Here is a 23,197-nt window from a genome sequence, read left to right as displayed (position 1 = left end):
CGACACATCCGGGGGCCGTCCGTCGGTCCCCATCACACCCACCCCCGGCGCGGCGGCCGCACCGCCGCCGCGCCACCCCCGTGAGGAGAGACGGTCCCATGTCCGAAACCGTGAACCTGCCCGCACTCGGTGAGTCCGTCACCGAGGGCACCGTGACCCGCTGGCTCAAGGCCGTCGGCGACGAGGTCGCCGTCGACGAGCCCCTGGTGGAGGTCTCCACCGACAAGGTGGACACCGAGATCCCCTCCCCGGTGGCCGGCGTGCTCCAGGAGATCCTGGCCGAGGAGGACGAGACCGTGGAGGTCGGCGCCCCGCTGGCGACCATCGGCGACGGCGACGGCGGCGGCTCCTCCGAGTCCGACGACGACGCGCAGGCCGAGGAGTCCGAGGAGCCCGCGGCCGAGGAGGCCCAGGAGGACGAGGAGCAGCAGGAGCCCGAGGGCGAGCCCGCCCCCGAGGAGCGCTCCTCCACGCAGGACTCCGAGGAGAAGTCCTCCGGCGGCGCGTCCGGCGGCGACGCCTCCGAGGTGACCCTGCCCGCGCTGGGCGAGTCCGTCACCGAGGGCACCGTCACCCGCTGGCTCAAGGCCGTGGGCGACGAGGTCGAGGTCGACGAGCCGCTGCTCGAGGTCTCCACCGACAAGGTCGACACCGAGATCCCCTCCCCCGTGGCCGGCACCCTGCTGGAGATCCGCGCCGAGGAGGACGAGACCGTCGAGGTCGGTGCCGTGCTCGCCCTGGTGGGCTCCGGTTCCGCCGGCGGCTCCTCGGACTCCTCCGACGACTCCGCCCCGGACGAGGCCTCCGCCGAGGAGATCGAGGACAAGGCCACCGAGGCCGAGACCGGCGAGGAGACCGAGGAGGCGGCCCAGGACGCCGGCGAGGAGAAGGAGGAGAAGGCCCCCGAGGCCTCCGCCTCCGAGAACGCATCCCGCGAGGAGTCCGCCGAGCAGGAGAAGGCCGCTGCGGCCGACGCTCCCGAGGCCACCTCGCCCGGCCAGGGCTACGTGACCCCGCTGGTGCGCCGCCTGGCCCACCAGAACGACGTGGACCTCTCCACGGTCCGCGGCACCGGCGTCGGCGGCCGCATCCGCAAGCAGGACGTGCTCGCCGCCGCGCTGGCCCAGCAGGCCGGCTCCACCGAGTCCGCCCCCGCGCAGGAGCAGGGCTCGAAGGAGCAGGCCGCCGCCGCGTCCTCGGCCCCGGCCGTCGCCTCCTCCGTGGACCCCTCGGTCCGCGGCGAGGTGGAGAAGGCGCCGCGCATCCGCCAGGTCATCGCCCAGCGCATGCGCGAGTCCCTCGACCTGTCCACCCAGCTGACCCAGGTGCACGAGGTGGACGTCACCCGCATCGTGCAGCTGCGCAAGAAGGCGAAGGCCTCCTTCCAGCAGCAGGCCGGCGTGAACCTGACGTACCTGCCGTTCATCACCAAGGCGGTCGCCGAGGCCCTCAAGCAGCACCCCAAGCTGAACGCGTCGTTCTCCGAGGACAACAAGGAGATCACTTACCACGCGTCCGAGGACATCGCGATCGCCGTGGACACGGAGAAGGGACTGCTGGTGCCCGTCATCAAGGACGCCGGCTCCCTGAACCTGACGGGCCTCGCCCAGAAGATCGCCGACGTGGCCGAGCGCACCCGCACGAACAAGATCTCGCCGGACGAGCTCTCGGGCGGCACGTTCTCGATCACGAACATCGGCTCCGTGGGCGCGCTGTTCGACACGCCGATCATCAACCAGCCGCAGGTCGCGATCCTGGGCACCGGTGCGATCGTGAAGCGTCCCATGGTGGTGACCGACGCGGACGGCAACGACTCGATCGCCATCCGCCACATGATGTACCTGTCCCTGACCTACGACCACCGCCTGGTGGACGGGGCCGACGCGGGCCGCTTCCTGACGACGCTGCGTCAGCGTCTCGAGGGCGGCGAGTTCGCCAACGAGCTGGGTCTCTGACGGAAAGGGAGAAGGACTGTGGATATCCTGCACAGCATCCTGGTGGCCGTGCACATCGTGTCCGCCGCAGCGATCGTGGGCGGTTGGTTCGCGCACTTCCGCAACCCGACCGTCACCACCTCGCAGTGGTGGGGCTCCGTGGGCATGATCGTCTCCGGCGTGGTGCTTTTCGGCCTCGCCATGAGCGGGGAGCCGAACCACATGAAGCTGGGCGTCAAGTTCCTGATCGGCGTCATCGTCTTCGTGGCCGCCCTGATCGGCCGCCGCAAGTCCAACCGCGGGGAGGTCGTGCCCACGGGCCTGGCCCACGCGGTGGGCGGTCTGGGCCTGGTGAACATCCTGGTCGCCGTCCTCTGGCAGTGATCAGCCCAGGCGGCTGACGCCGCACCACGCCGCGGGCCCCGGGGAGCTTTTCCCCGGGGCCCGCGGCGTCCCCCCGTCGGGACCGCCGGCCTCCGGCGCTGGATCCGAGCTCGGGGTCAGCGCGGATCGACGGTCTCGACCCGCCACGTCCGACCCGCCGCGCCGCCGTCGCGCGCCTCGGGGTCCTCTCCGTGGCCGCTGCGCAGGACCAGCACGACCTCCTCGGCCGTCGCCTCCCGATGCGCCGCCACCCGTCCCGCGCGGTCCAGCACGGTGTGGGCCGACGTCCGGAGCACGGCGTCGACACGCAGCGCGTCGTCCCCGGCCCGCCGGGCGGGTCCGGCCTGCTCCACCGTCACCTCGAGGCCGGAGAAGGCGAAGCCCTCGTCCGTCAGCCGGCGCAGCAGATCCCGGTCGTTCTCCCACGCCGGTCCCCCGGGCACGGCGTAGGCGTCCAGTCGCGCGGGCTCCGGGTCGGTGAGCGCGGCCGTCCGGGCTTGGCCGACCGCGGCCAGCGCCTCGCCCACGTCGACGGCGTCCGCCCCGGCGGCGTCCTCGCCGGGGGCGCCCGTGTCCGTCGCCCGCGCCGGCGTCCCGCTCTCCGGCGTCCCGTCCGCCGGGCGCGCCGCGTCCACCGGGGTGCCGGTCGGCTCCGTGCCCGCCGGCTCCGGCGCCCCCTCCGCCGGCGCCCCCTCCGCTGCCGAGCCCGGAGCCGCCGGCCACCACAGCCCGGCGGTGCCACCGCCCACGGCCAGCGCGGTGGCCAGCCCTGCGGCCAGGAGGACGCCCCGGCGTGGCGCCGCCCCACGTCGTCCCACGAGCGCGCGCCGTCCCGGACCCGCGCGTCGTCGGCGTCGCCGCGTGGGCCCGGAGCCCGGCAGCACCGTGGGCAGCAGGTGCGCCACCTCGGCGGGGGCGGCCTCTCCGAGCGGGACCGGCTCGGGCCGGGCCGTCGCATACACGGCGGCGGCGGCCTCCTCCGCGCTCGGCCGCGCCGCCGGGTCCGGGGAGAGCGCCGCATCGAGCAGCAGCGCGAGCTCGGGGGATGCTTCGGGAACCAGGACGGGCAGCGGCGCCCGATGCCCGGCGGCCCCCGGCGCGCGACCGGTGAGCGCGTACCAGCCCAGGGCGGCCCACGCGTGGACGTCGCTCGGCGCTCCCACCGCGGGCGACGCCTCCGGTTCCGCCCCGGCCCCCTGCACCGCGGCGAGCGCCTCGGGGGCCGCGAAGCCCGGCGTCGCCCCGGCCCCCGACGCCCCGCCGACCACGCGGGCGACGCCGAGGTCGGCGAGGGCCGGGCTGCCGTCGACGCCGAACAGGACGTTCGCCGGGGACACGTCGCCATGCACCACCCCCTCGCGGTGGAGGCACGCGAGTGCCTGCGCGATCGGGACGAGCACGGTGACGGCCTGCCCGGGGCTCAGGGGGCCGACCCGCTGCACCATGTCCTGCAGCGTGCCGGCCGCGCGGTGCTCGGTGAGGACTCCGAGGCCCCGGTCCGTCTCCACCACGCCGAGCACGCGCAGCAGATGGGGATGCGCGACCCGTCCGGCCTGCGCCTCCGCCGCCAAGGCGTCCGGCGCCGCGCCGGCACGGGGCACCTTCAGGGCGGCCCGGACGCCCCGGCCGTCCTCGACGAGCCAGACCTCCGCCTGGGCGCCCGCGCCGAGCAGCCGGACGGGTGCCCAGCCCGGGGCGCGCGGCGCAGCCGTGCCCAGCTCCGACGTCCTCTCCGGTTCCGTCTCCGGCCCGCCGCCGACGCGTCCCACCGCGCCGTCGTCCGCCTCGTCCCAGTCCCGCATCCGGCTCCCCTCTCCGCCGCGCCGTCCGTTCCATCCCAGGGTGCCGCATGTCCCCGGGCGTCACGGCGGTTGTCCACAGGTCCGGGCCCGAGGACTACAGTGGACGTCATGCCCGAGACCCTTCTGCCGCCCCTGCGCGTGCTCGGCCTGGCGCCCGACCTGGTGGACTACCACGCCGCCTGGGACGCCCAACGCGCCCTGCACGCGGACGTCGTCGCCGGCCGCTCCGACGGCGAGTTCCTCCTCCTGGAGCACGAGGCCGTCTACACGGCCGGTCGCCGTACCGAGGACGCCGAGCGCCCCACGGACGGCGCCCCCGTCGTGGACGTGGACCGCGGCGGCAAGATCACGTGGCACGGGCCGGGCCAGCTGGTCGGCTACCCCGTGGTCCGGCTGCGCGACCGCGCCCACGTCAAGGACTACGTGTGGTTCCTCGAGGAGCTGCTGATCCGCACCGCCGCCGAGTTCGGCGTCACGGCCGTCCGCGTGGACGGGCGGGCGGGGATCTGGGTCCTCGCGGACCGGGACGACGACGGCGCGGCCCGCCCGGACCGCAAGGTCGGCGCCATCGGCCTGTCCATCCACGACGGCGTCTCGATGCACGGCTTCGCCCTGAACTGCTCCAACTCCCTGGCCCCCTACGAGGGGATCATCGCGTGCGGCATCACGGACGCCGCCACCACCACCCTGTCGGTCGAGACGGGCCGGACCATCACCCCGGCCGACGTCGTGCCCGTGCTCACCCGTCATCTGGACGAGCTCGGGCCCGCGTACATCGCCGTCACCCCCACGGAAGGAATCCCCGCATGAGCCTCGCCCCCGAAGGACGCCGCCTGCTGCGCGTGGAGGCGCGCAACGCCGAGGTGCCCGTCGAGCGCAAGCCCGAGTGGATCAAGGCCAAGGTCCACATGGGCCCCGAGTACATCGGCCTGAAGAACAAGGTCAAGTCCTCCGGCCTGCACACCGTGTGCGAGGAGGCCGGCTGCCCCAACATCTTCGAGTGCTGGGAGGACCGCGAGGCCACGTTCCTCATCGGCGGCGACATCTGCACCCGCCGGTGTGACTTCTGCGACATCACCTCCGGCAAGCCGCGTCCCCTGGACATGGAGGAGCCGCAGAAGGTTGCCGAGAACATCCGCGAGATGGACCTGCGGTACGCCACCGTCACGGGCGTCGCCCGCGACGACCAGAAGGACGGCGCGGCCTGGCTCTACGCGGAGACCATCCGCCGCATCCACGCGCTCAACCCCGGCACGGGCGTGGAGATCCTGCCCCCTGACTTCGGCGCGGTGCCGGAGCTCGTCCAGCAGGTGTTCGACGCGCGGCCCGAGGTGTTCGCGCACAACCTGGAGACGGTGCCGCGCATCTTCAAGCGCATCCGCCCGGCCTTCACGTACGAGAAGTCCCTCAAGGTGCTCACGATGGCCAAGGCCGACGGGCTCGTCACTAAGTCCAACCTCATCCTGGGCATGGGCGAGGAGGACCACGAGATCGACCAGGCCCTGGTGGACCTGCACGAGGCCGGCTGCGACATCATCACCATCACGCAGTACGTCCGGCCCTCGAAGCTGCACCACCCCATCGACCGCTGGGTGAAGCCGCAGGAGTTCGTCCAGTGGTCCCAGCGCGCCGAGGAGATCGGCTTCCAGGGCGTCATGGCGGGCCCGCTGGTGCGCTCGTCGTACCGCGCGGGCAAGCTCTACGCGCAGGCCATGCAGCGACTCGGCCGGACCCTGCCGGAGAACCTGGCGCACCTGGCCGGGGAGAAGACGGCCCGCCAGGAGGCCTCCGCCGTCGTCGCCCAGATGTCCTGAGCCGCCCGACTAGACTGGACCCCGTCATGACGAAGAACAGCCAGCCCCCCGCGTCCTCCTCCGGCTCCACCTCGGCCGACCTCAAGCAGGTCAAGGCCATGCAGCGCGACCGCCGCCGTCGCGTCAAGGAGGAGACCCGCGCCCAGCGTCGGGACAAGCGTGCCAACCGGGGCCCCGGCATCATCGCCCAGCTCAAGCAGGCGTACGCCATGACCAAGGCGAACGACCCGAAGGTCGGCCTGTGGATGCTGCTGGCGTTCGTGGGCGTGCTCGTCCTCGGCCTCGTCATCGGCCTGCTGCTCAACAACTGGATCACCTGGCTGCTGATCGCCATCCCGTTCGGCGTGCTGGCCGCCGTCGTGATCCTCAACCGCAAGGCCCGCCGCGCCGGCTTCGCCCAGCTCGAGGGCCGCCCGGGCGCCGCCGGCGCCGCGCTGTCCACACTGGGCCGCGGCTGGATCGTGCCCGAGCAGCCCGTGGCCGTGAACCCCAAGACCCAGGACGTGGTCTACCGCGCCGTGGGCCGTCCCGGCGTCGTGCTCGTCACCGAGGGCCCCTCGAACCGCATCGCCGCGCTCGTGGGCAAGGAGGAGAAGGCCATGCGCCGCTTCCTGCCGGGCGTGCCCGTGACCGTGGTGGAGGCCGGCAACGGCCAGGGCCAGGTCCCGCTGCACGAGCTGCCGCGCACCCTGAAGTCCATGAAGAAGGCGCTCACCGCCCAGGAGGTGCAGGCCGTGGACAAGCGCGTGAACGCGCTCAACGTCAACCGCCTGCCCATCCCCAAGGGTGTGGACCCCATGAAGGCCCGCCCGAGCCGGCGCGCCATGCGCGGCCGCTGAGCGCCGCCGCACCCGCGCGAAAGGGGGCCGCCCCGCCGAATCCTCGGCGGGGCGGCCCCCTTCATCGCGTCAGGCCCGGCGCCGTCTGGCGCGGGCCGGTGTGCTCACATGCGGATCTCGACGGTGCCGGCGACCTTGTCGTGCATGCCGCGGCCGTCCGGGCCGACGACGACGGCCGGCAGCACGAGGCACAGCAGCGCCGTGCGCACCACCACGCGGTGCACGGGGGCGGTCCGGCCGCCGAGGCGCACCACCTGGGTGCGGCACACGGCCTTGCCCACGGTGGTGGCCAGCAGGGTGATGCCGAGGATGTGCATCGTCGCGAAGACCATCAGGGTGGCGATCGCGTCGGAGTCGAAGAGCAGCCAGGACACGCCCAGGGCCAGGAACCAGTCGATCACGAGGGCGACGGCGCGGCGGGCCGCGGTGGCCATCGAGGTGGGGCCGTGCTCCGGCAGGCCCAGGAGGTCCCCCGGCCAGCGGCCGCCGGCCAGGCCGCCGCCCGGACCGTCCACCCAGCCGGCGAGGTCGCGCCGGGTGATCAGCGGCTCGTCACGGCGGGTCGGTTCGGGCTCTTGCGCGGGGTCGGGTGCTCTGCGTGCCACCGGCCCAGCCTACCGGCGCGGAACCGCGAGGCTCGCCGTGGGGCGTCACCGACGCCCACGGGGGCCGCCGGGCAAGTAGGGTGGTGACACCCGCCACGCCAGCGCCGCCGTGCCGGACATGCCACCATCGTCACGACCACAGGAGCGCACCATGTTCACCTCCCCCGCGGACGTCCTCGCGTACATCAAGGAAGAGGGGATCGAGTTCGTCGACATCCGCTTCACCGACCTCCCCGGCATGCAGCACCACTTCAACGTGCCCGCGTCCACGGTCGACGAGGACTTCTTCACCACGGGCCAGCTGTTCGACGGCTCCTCCATCCGGGGCTTCGCCGGCATCGCCGAGTCCGACATGCAGCTCATTCCGGACGTCGCGACGGCCTTCGTGGACCCCTTCCGCGTCCGCAAGACCCTCACGATGAACTTCTCCATCGTGAACCCCCGCACCGGCGAGCCCTACCTGCGCGACCCGCGCGGCGTGGCCCAGCGCGCGGAGGCCTACCTGAGCTCCTCCGGCATCGCGGACACGGCGTTCTTCGCCCCCGAGGCCGAGTTTTTCATCTTCGAGGACGTCCGCTACGAGTCCTCCCCCCGCGGCTCGTTCTACGCCGTGGACTCGGACGAGGCCTGGTGGAACGCCTCCCGCGAGGACGAGGGCGGCAACCTGAGCCACAAGACCAGCCTCAAGGGCGGCTACTTCCCCGTCTCCCCCACGGACAAGCAGGCCGACCTGCGCGACGAGATCTGCGCGGTCCTGGCCGAGGTCGGCCTCGAGGTCGAGCGCTCCCACCACGAGGTGGCCGCCGCGGGCCAGGCGGAGATCAACTACCGCTTCAACACGCTGACCCACTCGGCGGACGACCTGCAGAAGTTCAAGTACGTCGTCAAGAACGTCGCCGAGCAGTTCGGCAAGACGGCCACCTTCATGCCCAAGCCCGTCTTCGGCGACAACGGCTCCGGCATGCACTGCCACCAGTCCCTGTGGAACGGCGGCGAGCCGCTGTTCTTCGACGAGAAGGGCTACGCGAACCTCTCGGACACCGCCCGCTGGTACATCGGCGGCCTGCTGAAGCACGCCTCCGCGGTCCTGGCGTTCACCAACCCCACGGTGAACTCCTACCGCCGCCTGGTGCCGGGCTTCGAGGCCCCCGTGAACATGGTCTACTCGCAGGGCAACCGCTCGGCGGGCATCCGCATCCCGATCACCGGCCCCAACCCGAAGGCCAAGCGCATCGAGTTCCGCGCCCCGGACGCCTCGGGCAACCCGTACCTCGCGTTCGCCGCGCAGCTGATGGCCGGCCTGGACGGCATCCGCAACCGCATCGAGCCGGCCGAGCCGATCGACAAGGACCTCTACGAGCTGCCGGCCGAGGAGGCCGCCGACATCCAGAAGGCACCCGCCACCCTGGACGAGGCCCTGAACGCCCTCGAGGAGGACCACGAGTTCCTCCTGGCCGGCGACGTGTTCACCGAGGAGCTGATCGAGACCTGGATCGCGTACAAGCGCGAGATGGAGATCGCCCCGCTGGCCGCGCGCCCGAACCCCTACGAGTTCGAGCTGTACTACTCGGTCTGATCCGCCGGACCGGGCGCCGCGGACCCCCGGTCCGCACGGCGCCCGACCGCCCACGGCCGGCGTCCTCCCCTGCGGGAGGGTGCCGGCCGTCGGCGTTCCGGGGGCATGCCGGGGCCACGCCGGACCGCGCGCCCGGAATATCGGGGCCCGGACCCGCGCTGGACCCGGGGAGAGACGCCCGCGCCCCACGAGGAGGACCATGACCGAGCACCGCGCCCCCACCGACCTGCCGCTGTCCCTGCTGGACCTGGCCACCGTCCGCGACGGCGCGAGCGTGGCCGAGGCCGTCGCCGAGTCCGTCGAGCAGGCGCAGGCGGCGGAGCGGGCCGGCTTCCGCCGGGTCTGGTACGCCGAGCACCACAACATGCCGGCCATCGCCTCCTCGGCCACGTCCGTGCTCATCGCGCATGTGGCGGCGCACACCGAGTCGATCCGGCTCGGGTCCGGCGGGGTCATGCTGCCCAACCACTCGCCGCTGGTCATCGCCGAGCAGTTCGGCACCCTGGCCGAGCTGCACCCCGGCCGCATCGACCTGGGCGTGGGCCGCGCCCCCGGCACGGACCAGCGCACCCTGCAGGCGCTGCGCCGAGACCCCTCGGCCGCCGAGCGCTTCCCGCAGGACGTCCTGGAGCTGCAGGGCTACCTGACGGGCCGCACGCGCATCCCCGGCATCGAGGCGTACCCGGGCAAGGGCACCGACGTGCCGCTCTACATCCTCGGCTCCTCCGCGTTCGGCGCCCAGCTGGCCGCCCAGCTGGGCCTGGGCTACGCGTTCGCCAGCCACTTCGCCCCGCAGATGCTCGAGCACGCGGCCCGCCTGTACCGCGAGCACTTCGAGCCCTCCGAGGCGCTGGCCGAGCCGCACTTCATCGCGGCGGCCAACGTGATCGCCGCGGACACGCGGGAGGAGGCCGACCGGGAGTGGGAGGCCGCCCGCCGCGCCCGGATCCGCATGATGCTCGGCCGGGGCCGCACGCTGAGCGACGACGAGGTGGAGATGCTGCTGCACTCCCCCGCCGGCCAGCAGGTGCTCACCATGCTCGAGTGCACCGCCGTGGGCACCGGCGAGGAGACCGCGACCTGGCTGCGGGACTTCGCCGCGAAGGTCCAGGCCGACGAGCTGATCATCACGACGGCGGCCCAGGACGCCGGCGTGCGTCGGCGCACCCTGGAGCTGCTCGGCGAGCACGTCGTCCGGGCCTGAGCCCGGCCGGGGCCTCCCGGCGGCCCCGCGGCCGTCCGCGGTGCCCCGCCGCGCGCGGGCCGGCGTCGGGGCTCAGAGCCCGTAGAAGCGGGCCTCGAACACCTGCCGTGCCAGCCGCGTGACGCGCAAGTAGCGCTCCTCCAGCTCGCCTCCGGCGGTCCCGACGCCGCTGAGCCGGGCGATGGCCTCGAGGTCGCGCATGTTGGTGGGCAGCACGTCCCCGACCTTCCCGGTCCACAGCAGCACGGCCGCGCGGATCCGGCTCGCCAGCAGCCACGCCTCCTCCAGCACGGCGACCTCGGCCTCGGGCAGCAGCCCGTGCCGGGCGATCGCCCGCAGGGCCGGCAGCGTGCCGGTGACCCGCAGGTCCTCGACCTCGCCCGCGTGGCGCAGCTGCAGGGACTGCACCAGCCACTCCACGTCCGAGAGCCCGCCGCGGCCGAGCTTGACGTGCCGGGAGGGGTCCGCGCCGCGGGGCAGGCGCTCGGCCTCCACACGGGCCTTGATGCGCCGGATCTCCCGCGCGTCTGCGGTGGTCAGGTCCCCGGCGTAGCGGACCCCGTCGGCCCACCGCCGGAAGTCGGTGGCGAGGTCGTCGTCGCCGGCCAGGGGCCGGGCGCGCAGCAGCGCCTGGCGCTCCCACACCTCCGCCCAGCGCCCGTAGTACTCCCGGTACGAGTCCAGGGTGCGCACGAGCGGCCCCTGGCGTCCCTCGGGGCGCAGGTCGGCGTCCACCTCGAGCGGCCGCTCGCCGGGCAGCGGCGGGGTCGCGGGGCGGTGCAGCAGGGACATCAGCGTCCGCACGACCTCCTCGGCCTGCTCGCGCGCCCGCCCCTCGTCGACGCCGGGGCGTGGCCGGTGCACGAACAGGGCGTCGAGGTCCGAGCCGTAGGTGATCTCCCGGCCGCCCTGGCGGCCCATGGCCACCACGAGCACGTCGGTGAGCGGGTCGGCGTCCCCGACGACGGCGCGCGAGGCCACGCGCAGGGCGCCGACCACGGTGATCTGGTCGATGTCCGACAGGGCCCCGGTGACGGCCTCGAGGTCCAGCAGCCCCGAGATGTCCGCCAGGGCCACGCGCAGGGTCTCGCTGCGGCGCACCTGCCGCACGTGGCGGACGGCGGCCGGGGCCTCCTGCGCCTCAATGCGCCGGTCCAGGCGGGCGTCGGCCTGGCGCCACAGCTGGACGGTGCCGCGCGGCTCGAGCTCGCGGTCGTCGCCCACCCATGCCACGGCCTCGGGCGAGTGCTCCAGCAGGTCCCCGACGAACCGCGAGGCGGCGAGCACGAGGCAGAGCCGCCGGGCGGCGTCGGAGGAGTCGCGCAGCATCCGCAGGTACCAGGACGTGCCGCCCAGGGACTCGGACAGCCGGCGGAAGGCGAGCAGGCCGCCGTCGGGGTCCGCGCCCTCCGCGAACCAGCCGAGCATGGCCGGCAGCAGCTGGCGCTGGATCGCGGCCCGGCGGGAGACGCCCTGGGTGAGCGCCTCGATGTGCCGCAGCGCCCCCTTCGGGTCGCGGTAGCCCAGGGCCGCGAGGCGCTCGCGCACCGCCTCGGCGGACAGGCGCACCTCGTCGTCGGACAGGGCGGCGGTGGTGGACAGCAGCGGCCGGTAGAACACCGTCTCGTGCAGGCCCCGCACGGCCCGGCGGACCCGCGTGAACGCGGCCTGCAGGTCCTCGCCGGTGGCCGGCCCGGTCTCCTGGGAGCCGCGCAGCGAGCGGGCGACGATGCGGAGGGCCTCGTCCTTGACCGGCATCAGGTGGGTGCGTCGCAGGTGCACGAGCTGGATGCGGTGCTCGAGCGTGCGCAGCCACCGGTAGTGCTCGTCGAAGGCGGCCGCGTCCCGGGTGCTGATGTAGGAGGCCTCGTGCAGCGCCCGCACGGCGTCCAGGGTGCCGCGGACGCGGATCGACTCGTCCGCGCGCCCGTGCACGAGCTGGAGCAGCTGCGCGGTGAACTCCACGTCCCGCAGCCCGCCGGAGCCGAGCTTGATCTGCCGCTCCCGCTCGGCCGGGGCGATGGTCTCCAGCACCCGCGAGCGCATGGCCCGCACCGAGTCCACGAAGCCCTCGCGCGCCGAGGACTCCCAGACCCGGGGCCAGATCCGCTCGAGGTAGCGGGCGCCCAGGTCGGCGGAGCCGGCGATGGAGCGGGCCTTGAGCAGCGCCTGGAACTCCCAGCCGTGGGCCCAGCGGCGGTAGTACTCGGTGTGGGAGTCCAGGGTGCGGCTGAGGGCGCCGTCCTTGCCCTCGGGGCGCAGGTTGGCGTCCACCTCCCAGAGGCCGGGCTCGGGGGCGGCGGCCTGGATGACGCGGCCTATGCCGGCGGCGAGCTCGGCGGCCAGCACCGCGGCGCGCGTGCCGTCGACGGCGTCGGACGCCTCCCCGTCGGCCCCGTCCGCACCGGCCTCCCCGGCGGCGTCCGGGCCGGGGTCGAGGAGCTCGTGGACGAAGACCACGTCGACGTCGGAGATGTAGTTCAGCTCCCGGGCGCCGCACTTGCCCATGCCGATCACGGCCAGGTCCACGCGGTCCACCGCGGGGCCCTCGCGCTCGGCGAGCGTGGCCCGCGAGACCGCGAGCGCGGCGTCCACGGCGGCTCCGGCCAGGTCGGCGAGCCAGCGGCCGACGGAGGGCATGACGGCGGCGGGATCCGCGGAGTCGAGGTCGCGCAGGGCGATCGCGGCGAGCTGGCGTCGGTAGGCGCGGCGCAGGGCGACGGCGGCGTCCGTGCCGGTCAGCCCGGCGCGGGGCCGGTCGGCGTCGGGGTCGGCCTCCACCGCCTCCAGGAGCAGGCGGCGCAGGGCCGCGGGCTCGTCGGCCCACTCCTCGCCGTCCGCGGGGTCCGGCTGGGCGAGCGCCGGGGCGGTCGCGGCGGCGGACTCGGGCTCGAGGACGAGGTCGAGGTGCTCGGGACGGCGGATGAGGAACTCGCCGAGCGCCTCGGAGGCGCCGAGCAGGCGCAGCAGGCGCGCGGTGGTCTCCGGGTCCCGCAGGGCGCGGTGGACGCGGGGCTCGCGCTCGGCGAGGCGCACCCAGAGCAGCAGGGCGCGGTCCGGGTCGGCGGCGTGGCCGAGCCGCTCCACGAGGGGGGCGACGTCGGCCCCCTCGAACTCCGGGGAGGCGAGCAGCGACTGGACGCGGCGGGCGTCGGCGACCCCCGCCTGCGCGAGGGCGCGGCGGTCCGGGGCGTCGGCGGTCGCCGCCTCTGGCAGGGCGGACACGGCCGGCGCCTCAGAGGCCGGAGAGGTAGCGCCGCAGCTCGTACGGCGTGACCTCCACCCGGTAGTCGTCCCACTCCTGGCGCTTGTTGCGCAGCAGGGCGTCGAAGACGTGCTCGCCCAGCACGGAGGCGACGAACTCGGACTCCTCGGCGGCGCGCAGGGCGTCGTGCAGGGTGCCGGGCAGCGGGTCGTGGCCGAGGACCCGGCGCTCGTGGGTGGTGAGCGCGCTGACGTCCTCGGCGGCGGACTCGGGCAGCTCGTAGCCCTCCTCGATGCCCTTCAGGCCGGCGGCCAGCAGCAGCGCGTAGGCCAGGTACGGGTTGGCCGAGGCGTCGATGCCGCGGTACTCGATGCGGGCGGAGCCGGCCTTGTCCGGCTTGTACAGGGGCACGCGCACGAGCGCGGAGCGGTTGTTGTGTCCCCAGGAGACGTACGAGGGCGCCTCGCCGCCGCCCCACAGGCGCTTGTAGGAGTTGACGAACTGGTGGGTGACGGCGCTGATCTCCACGGAGTGGCGCAGCAGGCCGGCGATGAACCGGCGGCCCGTCACGGAGAGCCGGAACTCGTCTGCGGGGTCGTAGAAGGCGTTGGAGTCGCCCTCGAAGAGGGAGATGTGGGTGTGCATGCCCGAGCCGGGGTGCTCGGAGAACGGCTTGGGCATGAAGGTGGCGTAGGTGCCCTGGGCTGCGGCCACCTCCTTGACCACGGTGCGGAACGTCATCACGTTGTCCGCGGTGGTCAGCGCGTCGGCGGCGCGCAGGTCGATCTCGTTCTGGCCCGGGCCGTTCTCGTGGTGGCTGAACTCCACGGAGATGCCCATGCTCTCCAGCAGCGTCACGGCGTCGCGGCGGAAGTCGGCGGCGTCGGAGCCGGGCACGTTGTCGAAGTAGCCGGCGCGGTCCACCGGCACGGGCCGGCCGTCGGGGCCGGGCTGGTCGCTCGTGAGCAGGTAGAACTCGATCTCCGGGTGCATGAAGCAGGAGAAGCCCATGTCCGAGGCCTTCTCCAGCACGCGGCGCAGCACGTGGCGGGGGTCGGCCGGGGCGGGGCGCCCGTCCGGGGTGAGGACGTCGCAGAACATGCGCGAACTCTGCCCGCTGTCCCCGCGCCAGGGCAGGATCTGGAAGGTGGCCGGGTCCGGCTGCAGCAGCATGTCCGACTCGGAGATGCGGGTGTAGCCGTCGATCGAGGAGCCGTCGAAGCCCAGCCCCTCGGCGAACGCGTTCTCCACCTCGGCCGGGGACAGCGCCACCGACTTCAGCGTCCCGACGACGTCCGTGAACCACAGGCGCACGAACCTCACGTCCCGGTCCTCGATGGTGCGGAGCACGTAGTCCTGCTGTCGATCCATGCGGCCACTCTAGAACGCGCCGCGTAGACTCCGGGCCATGTCCGCTCCCGATTCCCCCCGGAAGAACGACGACGTCGCCGCCCCCTACGGCCCGCCCGCCCCGTCCCGCTACCGCACGGTCCACCTGCAGCGGGCCAAGGACGAGGGCCGCCGCTTCGCGATGCTCACCGTGTACGACGCGATGACGGCCGCGCTGTTCGACGAGGCCGGCGTCGAGGTGCTGCTCGTGGGCGACTCCGTGGGCAACACGGTGCTCGGCCACTCCTCCACGCTCCCGGTCACCCTGGACCAGATGATCCTGTTCACCCAGGCCGTGGTGCGCGGTGCCGAGCGGGCCCTCGTGGTCGCGGACCTGCCCTTCGGCTCCTACGAGGCCTCCCCCCGGCAGGCCGTCGAGTCGGCCGTGCGCCTCGTGAAGGAGTCCGGCGCGCACGCCGTCAAGGTGGAGGGCGACGAGCGCTTCGCCGAGCACGTGGCCGCGATGACGGCCGCCGGCGTCGCGGTCATGGCCCACATCGGCTTCACCCCGCAGTCCGAGCACGTGCTCGGCGGCTACCGGGTGCAGGGCCGCGGCGAGGGCGCCGTCGAGGCGATGACCGCCTCCGCCCGCGCCCTCGAGGCGGCCGGGGCGTTCGCCGTCCTGATGGAGATGGTGCCCTCGGACGTCGCCGCCGCCGTCGACGCCGCGCTGCGGGTGCCCACCGTGGGCATCGGCGCCGGCCCCGGCACCACGGGCCAGGTGCTCGTGTGGCAGGACATGCTCGGCCTGCGCGAGGGACGCACCCCCCGCTTCGTGCGGCAGTACGCCCGCCTGCACGAGGTGATCGGCGAGGGCGTGCGCGCCTACCGCCGCGACGTGCTCGACGGCGCCTTCCCGGCCCCGGAGCACGGCTTCGAGGCCTGAGCCGCCGGGTCGTCCGCCGGGGACGACGCGCGGCCCGGCACGACGACGGCCGCCCGCTCCGATCCCCGCGGGGGGTCGGGCCGGGCGGCCGCGGCGTGGACGGCGGGGGTCAGTCCGCGTCGTTGAGGGGGTTGTTGTCCCAGTTGTCGTCGCGCTCATCGGCGGCGTCGGCGGCCTCGTTGTTCGCCTGCACGCGGGACATCGCGCCCTGCGCCTCCTCGCGGGTGCCGAACGGGCCCAGCAGCTGGGACCAGTCCGACTGCGCGCCCTCCTCCACCTGCTGGGTGCGGACGTTGTACCAGTACTCGCTCTTCTCGCTCATGCGGGCCACAGTAGTGGGGCCGATAGGCTGGCGGACATGTCCCACCGCCAGAGCACCGCGTCCCCGTCCAGCCACAACGGCCCCCGCCCCGAGGGGCCGGCCGCACCGCAGCCGGGGTCGCTGGCGCCCGTCGGGACGCTGACCCCGGGAGCGCCCTCGCCGGCCCCGCCTGTACCGGCCTCGATCCCCCGCCCGGAGTACGTGGGCCGGGCGACCGCGGACGAGGGCAACGCCTCGGACGTCTACGACGCAGCCGGGATCGAGCGGATCCGGGCCGCGGGCCGCCTGGCCGCCCGCGCCATGGAGCACACCGCCGCCTACATCCGCCCCGGCGTGACCACGGACGAGCTGGACCGGATCGCCCACGCCTACCTGGTCGAGCACGGCGCCTACCCCTCGTGCCTCGGCTACCGCGGCTTCCCGCGGTCCATCTGCACCTCGATCAACGAGGTCATCTGCCACGGCATCCCGGACGGCACCGTCCTGGAGGACGGGGACATCGTCAACCTGGACATCACCGCGTACCTGGACGGCGTCCACGGCGACCACAACCGCACCTACCTGGTCGGCGACGTGGACGAAGAGTCCCGTCTGCTCGTCGAGCGCACCGAGGAGGCCCTGCGCCGCGGCATCCGCGCCGTGAAGCCCGGCCGTCAGGTCAACGTGATCGGCCGCGCCATCGAGTCCTACGCCAAGCGCTTTGGCTACGGCGTGGTGCGTGACTTCATCGGCCACGGCGTGGGCGTGGACTTCCACTCCGGCCTCGTGATCCCCCACTACGACGCGGCCCCGGCCCACGACCGCCTGCTCGAGCCCGGCATGGTGTTCACCATCGAGCCGATGCTCACCCTCGGCACGATCGACTGGGACCAGTGGGACGACGGCTGGACCGTGGTGACCCGCGACCGTCGGCGCACCGCGCAGTTCGAGCACACGCTCGTGGTTACGGACGACGGGGCCGAGATCCTCACACTGCCCTGAGGTGGCACTAAGCTGGGGGCCGTGACGACGCACACCACCACCGCCCAGCGCTCCTCCAAGCACCCCACGACGATCGGCATCGACGTCGGCGGCACCGGCATGAAGGGCGGCCTCGTCCGCCTAGGCTCCGGGCCGAAGTCGGGGACCCTGCGCGGGGACCGCTTCCGGATCCCGACCCCCCAGCCGGCCATGGCCGAGCCGGTGGCCGCGACGCTCGCGGCCATCACCGCCGAGCTCGACGCGCGGGACAAGGCCCCGGCGCCGACCGCGCCGCTGGGCGTGTGCTTCCCCTCGATCGTCAAGGACGGGGTCTGCCTGTCCGCGAACAACATCGACCCCTCGTGGATCGGCACGGACCTCAAGGCCGCCTTCGAGGAGCACCTGCGCCGCCCCGTCCGCGTGGTCAACGACGCCGACGCCGCGGGCCTCGCCGAGGCCCGCTACGGCGCCGGCCGCGGCGTGTCCGGGCTGGTGCTCGTGATCACCCTGGGCACCGGCATCGGCGGGGCCATGGTGCACGACGGGGTCCTCGTCCCGAACTTCGAGGTCGGCTCCCTGGAGCTCGACGGCGTGATGGCGGAGACCCGCGCCTCGGCGAAGGCCCGCGAGCGCGAGGACCTGAGCTGGGCGGAGTACGCGCAGCGCCTGCAGCGCTTCTTCTCCCACGTGGAGCATGTCTTCTCCCCCGACCTGTTCATCGTGGGCGGGGGCATCTCCAAGCGCCCGGACGACTACCTGCCCCTGCTGAGCCTGCGCACCCCGATCGTCCCGGCGCAGCTGCGCAACAACGCCGGCATCGTGGGCGCCGCCCTCGCGGCGCACGACTCGCTCGCCGACGCGCGCTGAGCCCCGCCGAGCCCGGGACCGGACGGTCGCCCGGAGACCGGGCGCAGACGCACCGAGGGCGGTTCCGGCTTCCCCTCCGGAACCGCCCTCGGCAGTCTGTGGGGGACGTCACCAGGACGTTCCCCGACGAACACTGTAGCCGGTGATCGCCGCCGGCACCACCGCGGATCCGGGACCGCCCGCGGCGGCGCATCGTCCCAGGTCAGCGGCTGAACAGGCGCGGCTGCACGGCGGGGCGGCCGCGCTCGTCCGTGCCGGCGCGCAGCTCCGCGATGGCGTCGGCGAAGTCGTCGAGGGACTCGAAGTCCCGGTACACGGACGCGAAGCGCAGGAACGCCACCTGGTCGAGCCGGCGCAGGGGGTCCAGGATCGCCAGCCCCACGTCGTGGGCGTCCACCTCGGCGTTGCCGGAGGCGCGGACCGTCTCCTCCACCTCCTGGGCGAGCATGGCGAGGTCGTCGCTCGTGACGGGCCGGCCCTGGCACGCCTTGCGGACGCCGTTGATCACCTTGGAGCGGTCGAAGGGCTCGGCCACCCCGGAGCGCTTCACCACGGTCAGTGCCGTGGTCTCCATGGTGGTGAACCGCTTCCCGCAGGACTGGCACTGGCGGCGCCGCCGGATGGCCGAGCCGTCGTCGAGCGAGCGCGAGTCCACCACGCGGGAGTCCTCGTGGCGGCAGAACGGGCAGTGCATCAGCTCTCTCCTTCTCGGCCGGGCACCCCCATGCTACGTCCGCTCAGGACAGGCAGGCCGGGCCCAGCAGGATCTTCAGATCCCCGAAGAGCGCCGGGTTCGGGTTCACCCGGAACTGCGGGCCCAGCTGGAACTCCTGCGTGCCGCGCTGGCCCACGAGGGACAGCCGCACCTCGGAGGAGCCCTCGTGGGTGCGCAGCACGTCGGCGAGCTGGCCCACGACCTGCTCGGTGGCCTTGAACGAGGGCATCGAGATGCGCACGGGCCCGCCCGGGCCGTCCGAGAGCTCCGGGATGGTCAGCTCCATGGCCGAGAGCGAGACGGAGCCGTCGTCGCGCCGCTGCACGCGGCCCTTCACGGCGACGACGAGGTCCTCGGCCAGCATCATCGCGATCGGGGCGTAGACCTGGCCGAAGAACATCACGTCCATCGAGCCGCCGAGGTCCTCGATCTCGCAGCGCGCGTACGCGTTGCCCGAGGACTTCGCGATCCGGCGCTCCAGCGTGGTGATGAGCCCCGCGATGGTGACCTGCGAGCCGTCCGCGGGCCCGTCGTCGTCGAGGACCCGGGTGATCTGGGTGTCCGCGTGCTGGGCCAGGACCCCGTCCAGGCCCTGCAGCGGGTGGTCCGAGACGTAGAGGCCGAGCATCTCGCGCTCGTACGCGAGCTTCTCCTTCTTGGCCCACTCCGGCAGGTCCGGCACCGCGACGCCGTCCGCGGCGTCCGACTCGTCCTCCTGCGGCCCGCCCAGGGCGAACAGGTCGAACGTGAACTCGCCGTGGTCCTCCTTGCGCTTCTGCGAGACCGTGGCGTCCACGGCCTCCTCGTGCACGGCCAGCAGCGCCCGGCGGGCGTAGCCGAGGGAGTCGAAGGCGCCGGCCTTGATCATCGACTCGATGGTGCGCTTGTTGCAGACCACGAGCGGCACCTTGGCCAGGAAGTCGCCGAACCCGGTGTAGGCGCCCTTGTCCTCGCGGCCCTGGACCATGCCCTTGACCACGTTCGCGCCCACGTTGCGCACCGCGCCCATGCCGAAGCGGATGTCCCGGTCCACCGGGGTGAAGGTCAGGTGCGACTCGTTCACGTCCGGGGGCAGCACGGTGATGCCCATGTGGCGGCACTCGTTGAGGTACATGGCGAGCTTGTCCTTGTCGTCGCCCACCGAGGTGAGCAGCGCCGCCATGTACTCGGCCGGGTAGTGCGCCTTGAGGTACGCCGTCCAGTAGGAGACGAGGCCGTAGGCCGCCGAGTGGGCCTTGTTGAACGCGTAGTCCGAGAACGGCAGCAGGATGTCCCACAGTGCCTTCACCGCCGCCTCGGAGTAGCCGCGGTCCAGCATGCCCTGATGGAACGCCTCGTACTGCTTGTCCAGCTCGGACTTCTTCTTCTTGCCCATGGCGCGGCGCAGGATGTCCGCCTGGCCGAGCGAGTACCCGGCCACCTTCTGGGCGATCGCCATGACCTGCTCCTGGTACACGATCAGGCCGTACGTGGTGTCCAGGATCTCCCGCAGCGGCTCCTCGAGCTCCGGGTGGATCGGGGTGATCTCCTGCTGCCCGTTCTTGCGAAGCGCATAGTTCGTGTGGGAGTTCGCGCCCATGGGGCCGGGGCGGTAGAGCGCGATGGTCGCCGAGATGTCCTCGAAGTTGTCCGGGCGCATCATCTTCAGCAGCGAGCGCATCGGGCCGCCGTCGAGCTGGAACACGCCGAGCGTGTCGCCGCGGGCCAGCAGGTCGTACGAGGCGGCGTCGTCCACGTCCAGGGTCTCGAGGTCCAACTCGACCCCCTGGTTGGCCTTCACGTTCTCGATCGCGTCCGAGATGATCGTGAGGTTGCGCAGGCCCAGGAAGTCCATCTTGATCAGGCCCAGCGACTCCGCCATCGGGTAGTCGAACTGGGTGATCACCTGGCCGTCCTGCAGGCGGCGCATGATCGGGATGACGTCGATCACCGGCTCCGAGGACATGATCACGCCGGCCGCGTGCACGCCCCACTGCCGCTTCAGCCCCTCGAGGCCCTTGGCGGTCTCGAAGACCTCCTTGGCCACCGGGTCCGTGGCGATCAGCTCGCGGAAGGGCGCGGCCTCCCCGTAGCGGGGGGCGGCCGGGTCCTCGATGTCCTTGAGCGGGATGTCCTTGGCCATCACCGCCGGCGGCAGCGCCTTCGTGAGGGACTCGCCCAGGGAGAAGGGCTGGTCCATCACGCGCGCGGAGTCCTTCAGCGCCTGCTTCGTCTTGATCGTGCCGTAGGTGACGATCATGGTGACGCGCTCGTCGCCGTACTTGCGGGTGACGTAGTCGATCACCTCGGGGCGGCGGCGATCGTCGAAGTCGACGTCGAAGTCGGGCATGGACACGCGGTCCGGGTTGAGGAAGCGCTCGAAGATCAGGCCGTGCTTGAGCGGGTCCAGGTCCGTGATGCGCAGGGCGTAGGCCACCATCGAGCCGGCGCCCGAGCCGCGGCCCGGGCCCACGCGGATCCCGTTCTCCTTGGCCCAGTTGATGAAGTCGGCCACCACGAGGAAGTAGCCGGGGAAGCCCATCGAGATGATGACGTCCAGCTCGTAGTCGGCCTGCTTGCGCACGTGGTCCGGCACGCCGTCCGGGTAGCGGTAGGCCAGGCCCGAGGCGACCTCCTTGATGAGCCAGCTGGTCTCGTCCTCGCCCTCCGGGGTGGGGAAGACGGGCATGTAGTTGGCCTTGGTGTCGAACTCGACGTCGCAGCGCTCGGCGATCAGCAGCGTGTTGTCGCAGGCCTCGGGCAGCTCGGCGAACAGCTCGCGCATCTGCCGGGGGGACTTCAGGTAGTACTCGGTGCCCGAGAACGCGAAGCGGGAGCCGCCCTGGTCGTAGCTGGGCTCGTTGAGCTTGGAGCCGGACTGCAGGGCCAGCAGGGCCTCATGCGCCTTGGCGTCGTGCTCGTGCGTGTAGTGCAGGTCGTTCGTGGCCACGAACGGCAGGCCCAGGTCCTTGGCCAGCCGGCGCAGGTCCGTCATGACCCGGCGCTCGATGTCGAGGCCGTGGTGCATGATCTCGCAGTAGTAGTTGTCCTTGCCGAAGATGTCCCGGAACTCGGCGGCGGCCGCCACGGCCTCGTCGTACTGGCCCAGGCGCAGGCGGGTCTGGACCTCGCCGGAGGGGCAGCCGGTGGTGGCGATCAGCCCCGAGGAGTACTGGCTGAGCAGCTCGCGGTCCAGGCGCGGCCACTTCGCGTAGACCGAGTCCAGCGAGGCGATTGAACTCATCCGGAACAGGTTGTGCATGCCGGCGGTGTTCTCGCTCAGCAGCGTCATGTGGGTGTAGGCGCCGCCGCCGGAGACGTCGTCCCCGCGCTGGTGGGGCTCGCCCCAGCGGGTCTTCTCCTTGTCCGTGCGGTGCTGGTGTCCCGGCGTGACGTAGGCCTCGAGGCCGATGATCGGCCGGATCCCCGCGGACTTGGCCTTGGACCAGAAGTCGTAGGCGCCGAACAGGTACCCGTGGTCCGTGATCGCCAGCGAGTCCATGCCGAGGCGCTCGGCCTCGGCGAAGAGGTCGTCCAGCTTCGCGGCGCCGTCGAGCATCGAATACTCGGTGTGCGTGTGGAGGTGGACGAAGCCGCCGTCCTTCACGGCGTCGGCGCGGGCGTCGGCGGACACGGTCATGCGGGCGGGACCTTTCGGCGGGGTGGACGGCGAGGCCGGACCAGCGTACTCGGCGCGCCTGGGAGCCGCGGCCCCCGCGCCCGCCGCCGGTCCGGCTCGGGACGGGGGCGGGTCAGGATCCGTCGCCGCGCAGGCGGGCCAGGGCGTGGGCCAGGTCGTCCGGGTGCTCGGAGGTCACGGAGACCGGCTCCCCCGTGACGGGATGGGGGAAGGAGAGGCGGTGGGCGTGCAGCCACTGGCGGGTCAGGCCCAGCTCGGCGGCGAGGCGGGGGTCCGCCCCGTAGGTGAGGTCGCCGACGCACGGGTGGCGCAGCGCCGAGGTGTGCACGCGGATCTGGTGGGTGCGGCCCGTCTCGAGGTGGACCTCCAGCAGCGTGGCCCGGCCGAACACCTCGAGGGTCTCGTAGTGGGTGACCGAGGGGCGGCCGCCGTCGAGCACGGCGAACTTCCAGTGGTGCCCCGGGTGGCGGCCGATGGGCGCGTCCACCGTGCCGCTCAGGGGGTCCGGGATGCCCTGGACGAGGGCGTGGTAGACCTTCTCCGGCACCCGCCGGCGGAACTGGTCCTTCAGAGCGGCGTAGGCCTGCTCCGTCTTGGCCACGACCATCACGCCGGTGGTGCCGACGTCGAGCCGGTGCACGATCCCCTGCCGCTCGGGCGCGCCCGAGGTCGAGATGTCGTGCCCGAGCGCGGCGAGGGCGCCGACCACGGTGGGGCCCGCCCAGCCCGGCGAGGGGTGCGCGGCCACCCCGGTGGGCTTGTCCACGGCGATCAGGTGCTCGTCCTCGTGCAGGATCCTCAGTGCGTCCACTCGCTCAGCCCTCACTTCCAGGGGGTCGGGGTCGTCCGGGACGTCGACGGCGAGGACCTCCCCCGCCACCGCCTTCGCGGACTTGGCCAGGACCCGGTCCCGGCGTCCCGTGGGGGACTCCGCGCGCACCAGGCCCCGGGAGAACCACTCCGCCAGGGCCGACCGGGACAGGCCCAGCACCTCGGCCAGGACGGCGTCGGCCCGGCGCCCGGCCCGGTCCGGGGTCACCTCGATGCGCGCGATGGCGCCGGGGATCGGCTCCATG

At 73.3% G+C, this 23,197-nt stretch carries 18 protein-coding genes; 10 read left to right on the top strand and 8 right to left on the bottom strand.

Features of this window, described 5'->3' with window-relative positions; all coding sequences use genetic code 11:
* The first annotated feature begins 98 nt into the window (after positions 1-98).
* Complete coding sequence (gene sucB / locus HDA33_RS02645; protein WP_184170631.1) at positions 99-1,955, top strand: 2-oxoglutarate dehydrogenase, E2 component, dihydrolipoamide succinyltransferase; 1,857 nt, start codon at positions 99-101, stop codon at positions 1,953-1,955.
* 18 nt (positions 1,956-1,973) lie between these two features.
* Positions 1,974-2,318, top strand: coding sequence for a hypothetical protein (locus HDA33_RS02640; protein WP_010078527.1), 345 nt, complete (start codon positions 1,974-1,976; stop codon positions 2,316-2,318).
* Between the two features lie 116 nt (positions 2,319-2,434).
* Here HDA33_RS02640 and HDA33_RS02635 read toward each other — a convergent pair whose 3' ends face one another.
* Positions 2,435-4,120, bottom strand: coding sequence for a serine/threonine-protein kinase (locus HDA33_RS02635; protein WP_184170628.1), 1,686 nt, complete (start codon positions 4,118-4,120; stop codon positions 2,435-2,437).
* A 108-nt stretch (positions 4,121-4,228) separates the two neighbouring features.
* On the opposite strand from HDA33_RS02635, the gene lipB reads away from it, so the two are divergent.
* Genes lipB through HDA33_RS02620 form a run of 3 tightly spaced genes read left to right on the top strand, consistent with a single transcriptional unit; the run spans position 4,229 to position 6,773 of the window.
* A complete protein-coding gene (gene lipB / locus HDA33_RS02630) occupies positions 4,229-4,930 on the top strand; it encodes a lipoyl(octanoyl) transferase LipB (RefSeq protein ID WP_184170625.1) in 702 nt (233 codons plus the stop codon).
* On the top strand, positions 4,927-5,934 hold the full coding sequence (gene lipA / locus HDA33_RS02625; RefSeq protein ID WP_184170622.1) for a lipoyl synthase: 1,008 nt from the start codon (positions 4,927-4,929) through the stop codon (positions 5,932-5,934). Before lipB ends, lipA begins: the two co-directional genes overlap by 4 nt.
* A 26-nt stretch (positions 5,935-5,960) precedes the next feature.
* Positions 5,961-6,773 (top strand): DUF4191 domain-containing protein, encoded by an 813-nt coding sequence (locus HDA33_RS02620; protein ID WP_184170619.1) that lies wholly within the window; start codon positions 5,961-5,963, stop codon positions 6,771-6,773.
* Positions 6,774-6,877: 104 nt separating this feature from the next.
* Here the strand turns inward: HDA33_RS02620 and HDA33_RS02615 are convergent, their stop codons facing one another.
* Positions 6,878-7,378: an RDD family protein gene (locus HDA33_RS02615; RefSeq protein WP_049146950.1), complete on the bottom strand. Its 501-nt coding sequence runs from the start codon at positions 7,376-7,378 to the stop codon at positions 6,878-6,880.
* Positions 7,379-7,529: 151 nt separating this feature from the next.
* Between HDA33_RS02615 and glnA (HDA33_RS02610) the strand changes: the two genes are divergently transcribed.
* Both glnA (HDA33_RS02610) and HDA33_RS02605 read left to right on the top strand, forming a co-directional pair.
* Complete coding sequence (gene glnA, locus HDA33_RS02610) at positions 7,530-8,954, top strand: type I glutamate--ammonia ligase (protein ID WP_184170616.1); 1,425 nt, start codon at positions 7,530-7,532, stop codon at positions 8,952-8,954.
* A 199-nt stretch (positions 8,955-9,153) separates the two neighbouring features.
* Positions 9,154-10,158: an LLM class flavin-dependent oxidoreductase gene (locus tag HDA33_RS02605; protein WP_184170613.1), complete on the top strand. Its 1,005-nt coding sequence runs from the start codon at positions 9,154-9,156 to the stop codon at positions 10,156-10,158.
* 72 nt (positions 10,159-10,230) lie between these two features.
* Here the strand turns inward: HDA33_RS02605 and HDA33_RS02600 are convergent, their stop codons facing one another.
* Positions 10,231-13,383, bottom strand: coding sequence for a bifunctional [glutamine synthetase] adenylyltransferase/[glutamine synthetase]-adenylyl-L-tyrosine phosphorylase (locus HDA33_RS02600; protein ID WP_184170610.1), 3,153 nt, complete (start codon positions 13,381-13,383; stop codon positions 10,231-10,233).
* Positions 13,384-13,393: 10 nt separating this feature from the next.
* Positions 13,394-14,734 carry a type I glutamate--ammonia ligase gene (gene glnA / locus HDA33_RS02595; RefSeq protein ID WP_184170607.1) on the bottom strand — a complete coding sequence of 447 codons (1,341 nt, stop codon included), beginning with the start codon at positions 14,732-14,734 and terminating at the stop codon, positions 13,394-13,396.
* 37 nt (positions 14,735-14,771) lie between these two features.
* On the opposite strand from glnA (HDA33_RS02595), the gene panB reads away from it, so the two are divergent.
* Positions 14,772-15,638 carry a 3-methyl-2-oxobutanoate hydroxymethyltransferase gene (gene panB / locus HDA33_RS02590; RefSeq protein ID WP_184170603.1) on the top strand — a complete coding sequence of 289 codons (867 nt, stop codon included), beginning with the start codon at positions 14,772-14,774 and terminating at the stop codon, positions 15,636-15,638.
* Between the two features lie 109 nt (positions 15,639-15,747).
* On the opposite strand, the gene HDA33_RS02585 is transcribed toward panB, so the two are convergent.
* Positions 15,748-15,960 (bottom strand): SPOR domain-containing protein, encoded by a 213-nt coding sequence (locus HDA33_RS02585; protein WP_184170600.1) that lies wholly within the window; start codon positions 15,958-15,960, stop codon positions 15,748-15,750.
* Between the two features lie 36 nt (positions 15,961-15,996).
* On the opposite strand from HDA33_RS02585, the gene map reads away from it, so the two are divergent.
* Positions 15,997-16,941 (top strand): type I methionyl aminopeptidase, encoded by a 945-nt coding sequence (map, locus tag HDA33_RS02580; RefSeq protein ID WP_184170597.1) that lies wholly within the window; start codon positions 15,997-15,999, stop codon positions 16,939-16,941.
* 21 nt (positions 16,942-16,962) lie between these two features.
* Positions 16,963-17,787: a polyphosphate--glucose phosphotransferase gene (ppgK, locus tag HDA33_RS02575; protein WP_158494486.1), complete on the top strand. Its 825-nt coding sequence runs from the start codon at positions 16,963-16,965 to the stop codon at positions 17,785-17,787.
* A 202-nt stretch (positions 17,788-17,989) separates the two neighbouring features.
* On the opposite strand, the gene nrdR is transcribed toward ppgK, so the two are convergent.
* The 3 genes from nrdR to HDA33_RS02560 form a co-directional block, all read right to left on the bottom strand.
* Positions 17,990-18,481 carry a transcriptional regulator NrdR gene (gene nrdR, locus HDA33_RS02570; RefSeq protein WP_184170594.1) on the bottom strand — a complete coding sequence of 164 codons (492 nt, stop codon included), beginning with the start codon at positions 18,479-18,481 and terminating at the stop codon, positions 17,990-17,992.
* Between the two features lie 43 nt (positions 18,482-18,524).
* Positions 18,525-22,121 carry a DNA polymerase III subunit alpha gene (dnaE, locus tag HDA33_RS02565; protein WP_184170591.1) on the bottom strand — a complete coding sequence of 1,199 codons (3,597 nt, stop codon included), beginning with the start codon at positions 22,119-22,121 and terminating at the stop codon, positions 18,525-18,527.
* A gap of 112 nt (positions 22,122-22,233) precedes the next feature.
* A complete protein-coding gene (locus HDA33_RS02560; protein WP_184170588.1) occupies positions 22,234-23,196 on the bottom strand; it encodes an RluA family pseudouridine synthase in 963 nt (320 codons plus the stop codon).
* Between the last annotated feature and the right edge of the window lies 1 nt (position 23,197).

Source organism: Micrococcus endophyticus (assembly GCF_014205115.1).
Classification (GTDB): Bacteria; Actinomycetota; Actinomycetes; order Actinomycetales; family Micrococcaceae; genus Micrococcus; species Micrococcus endophyticus.
The sequence above is the reverse complement of the archived record's forward strand: the minus strand, read 5'-3'. Positions and strand labels throughout refer to the sequence as shown.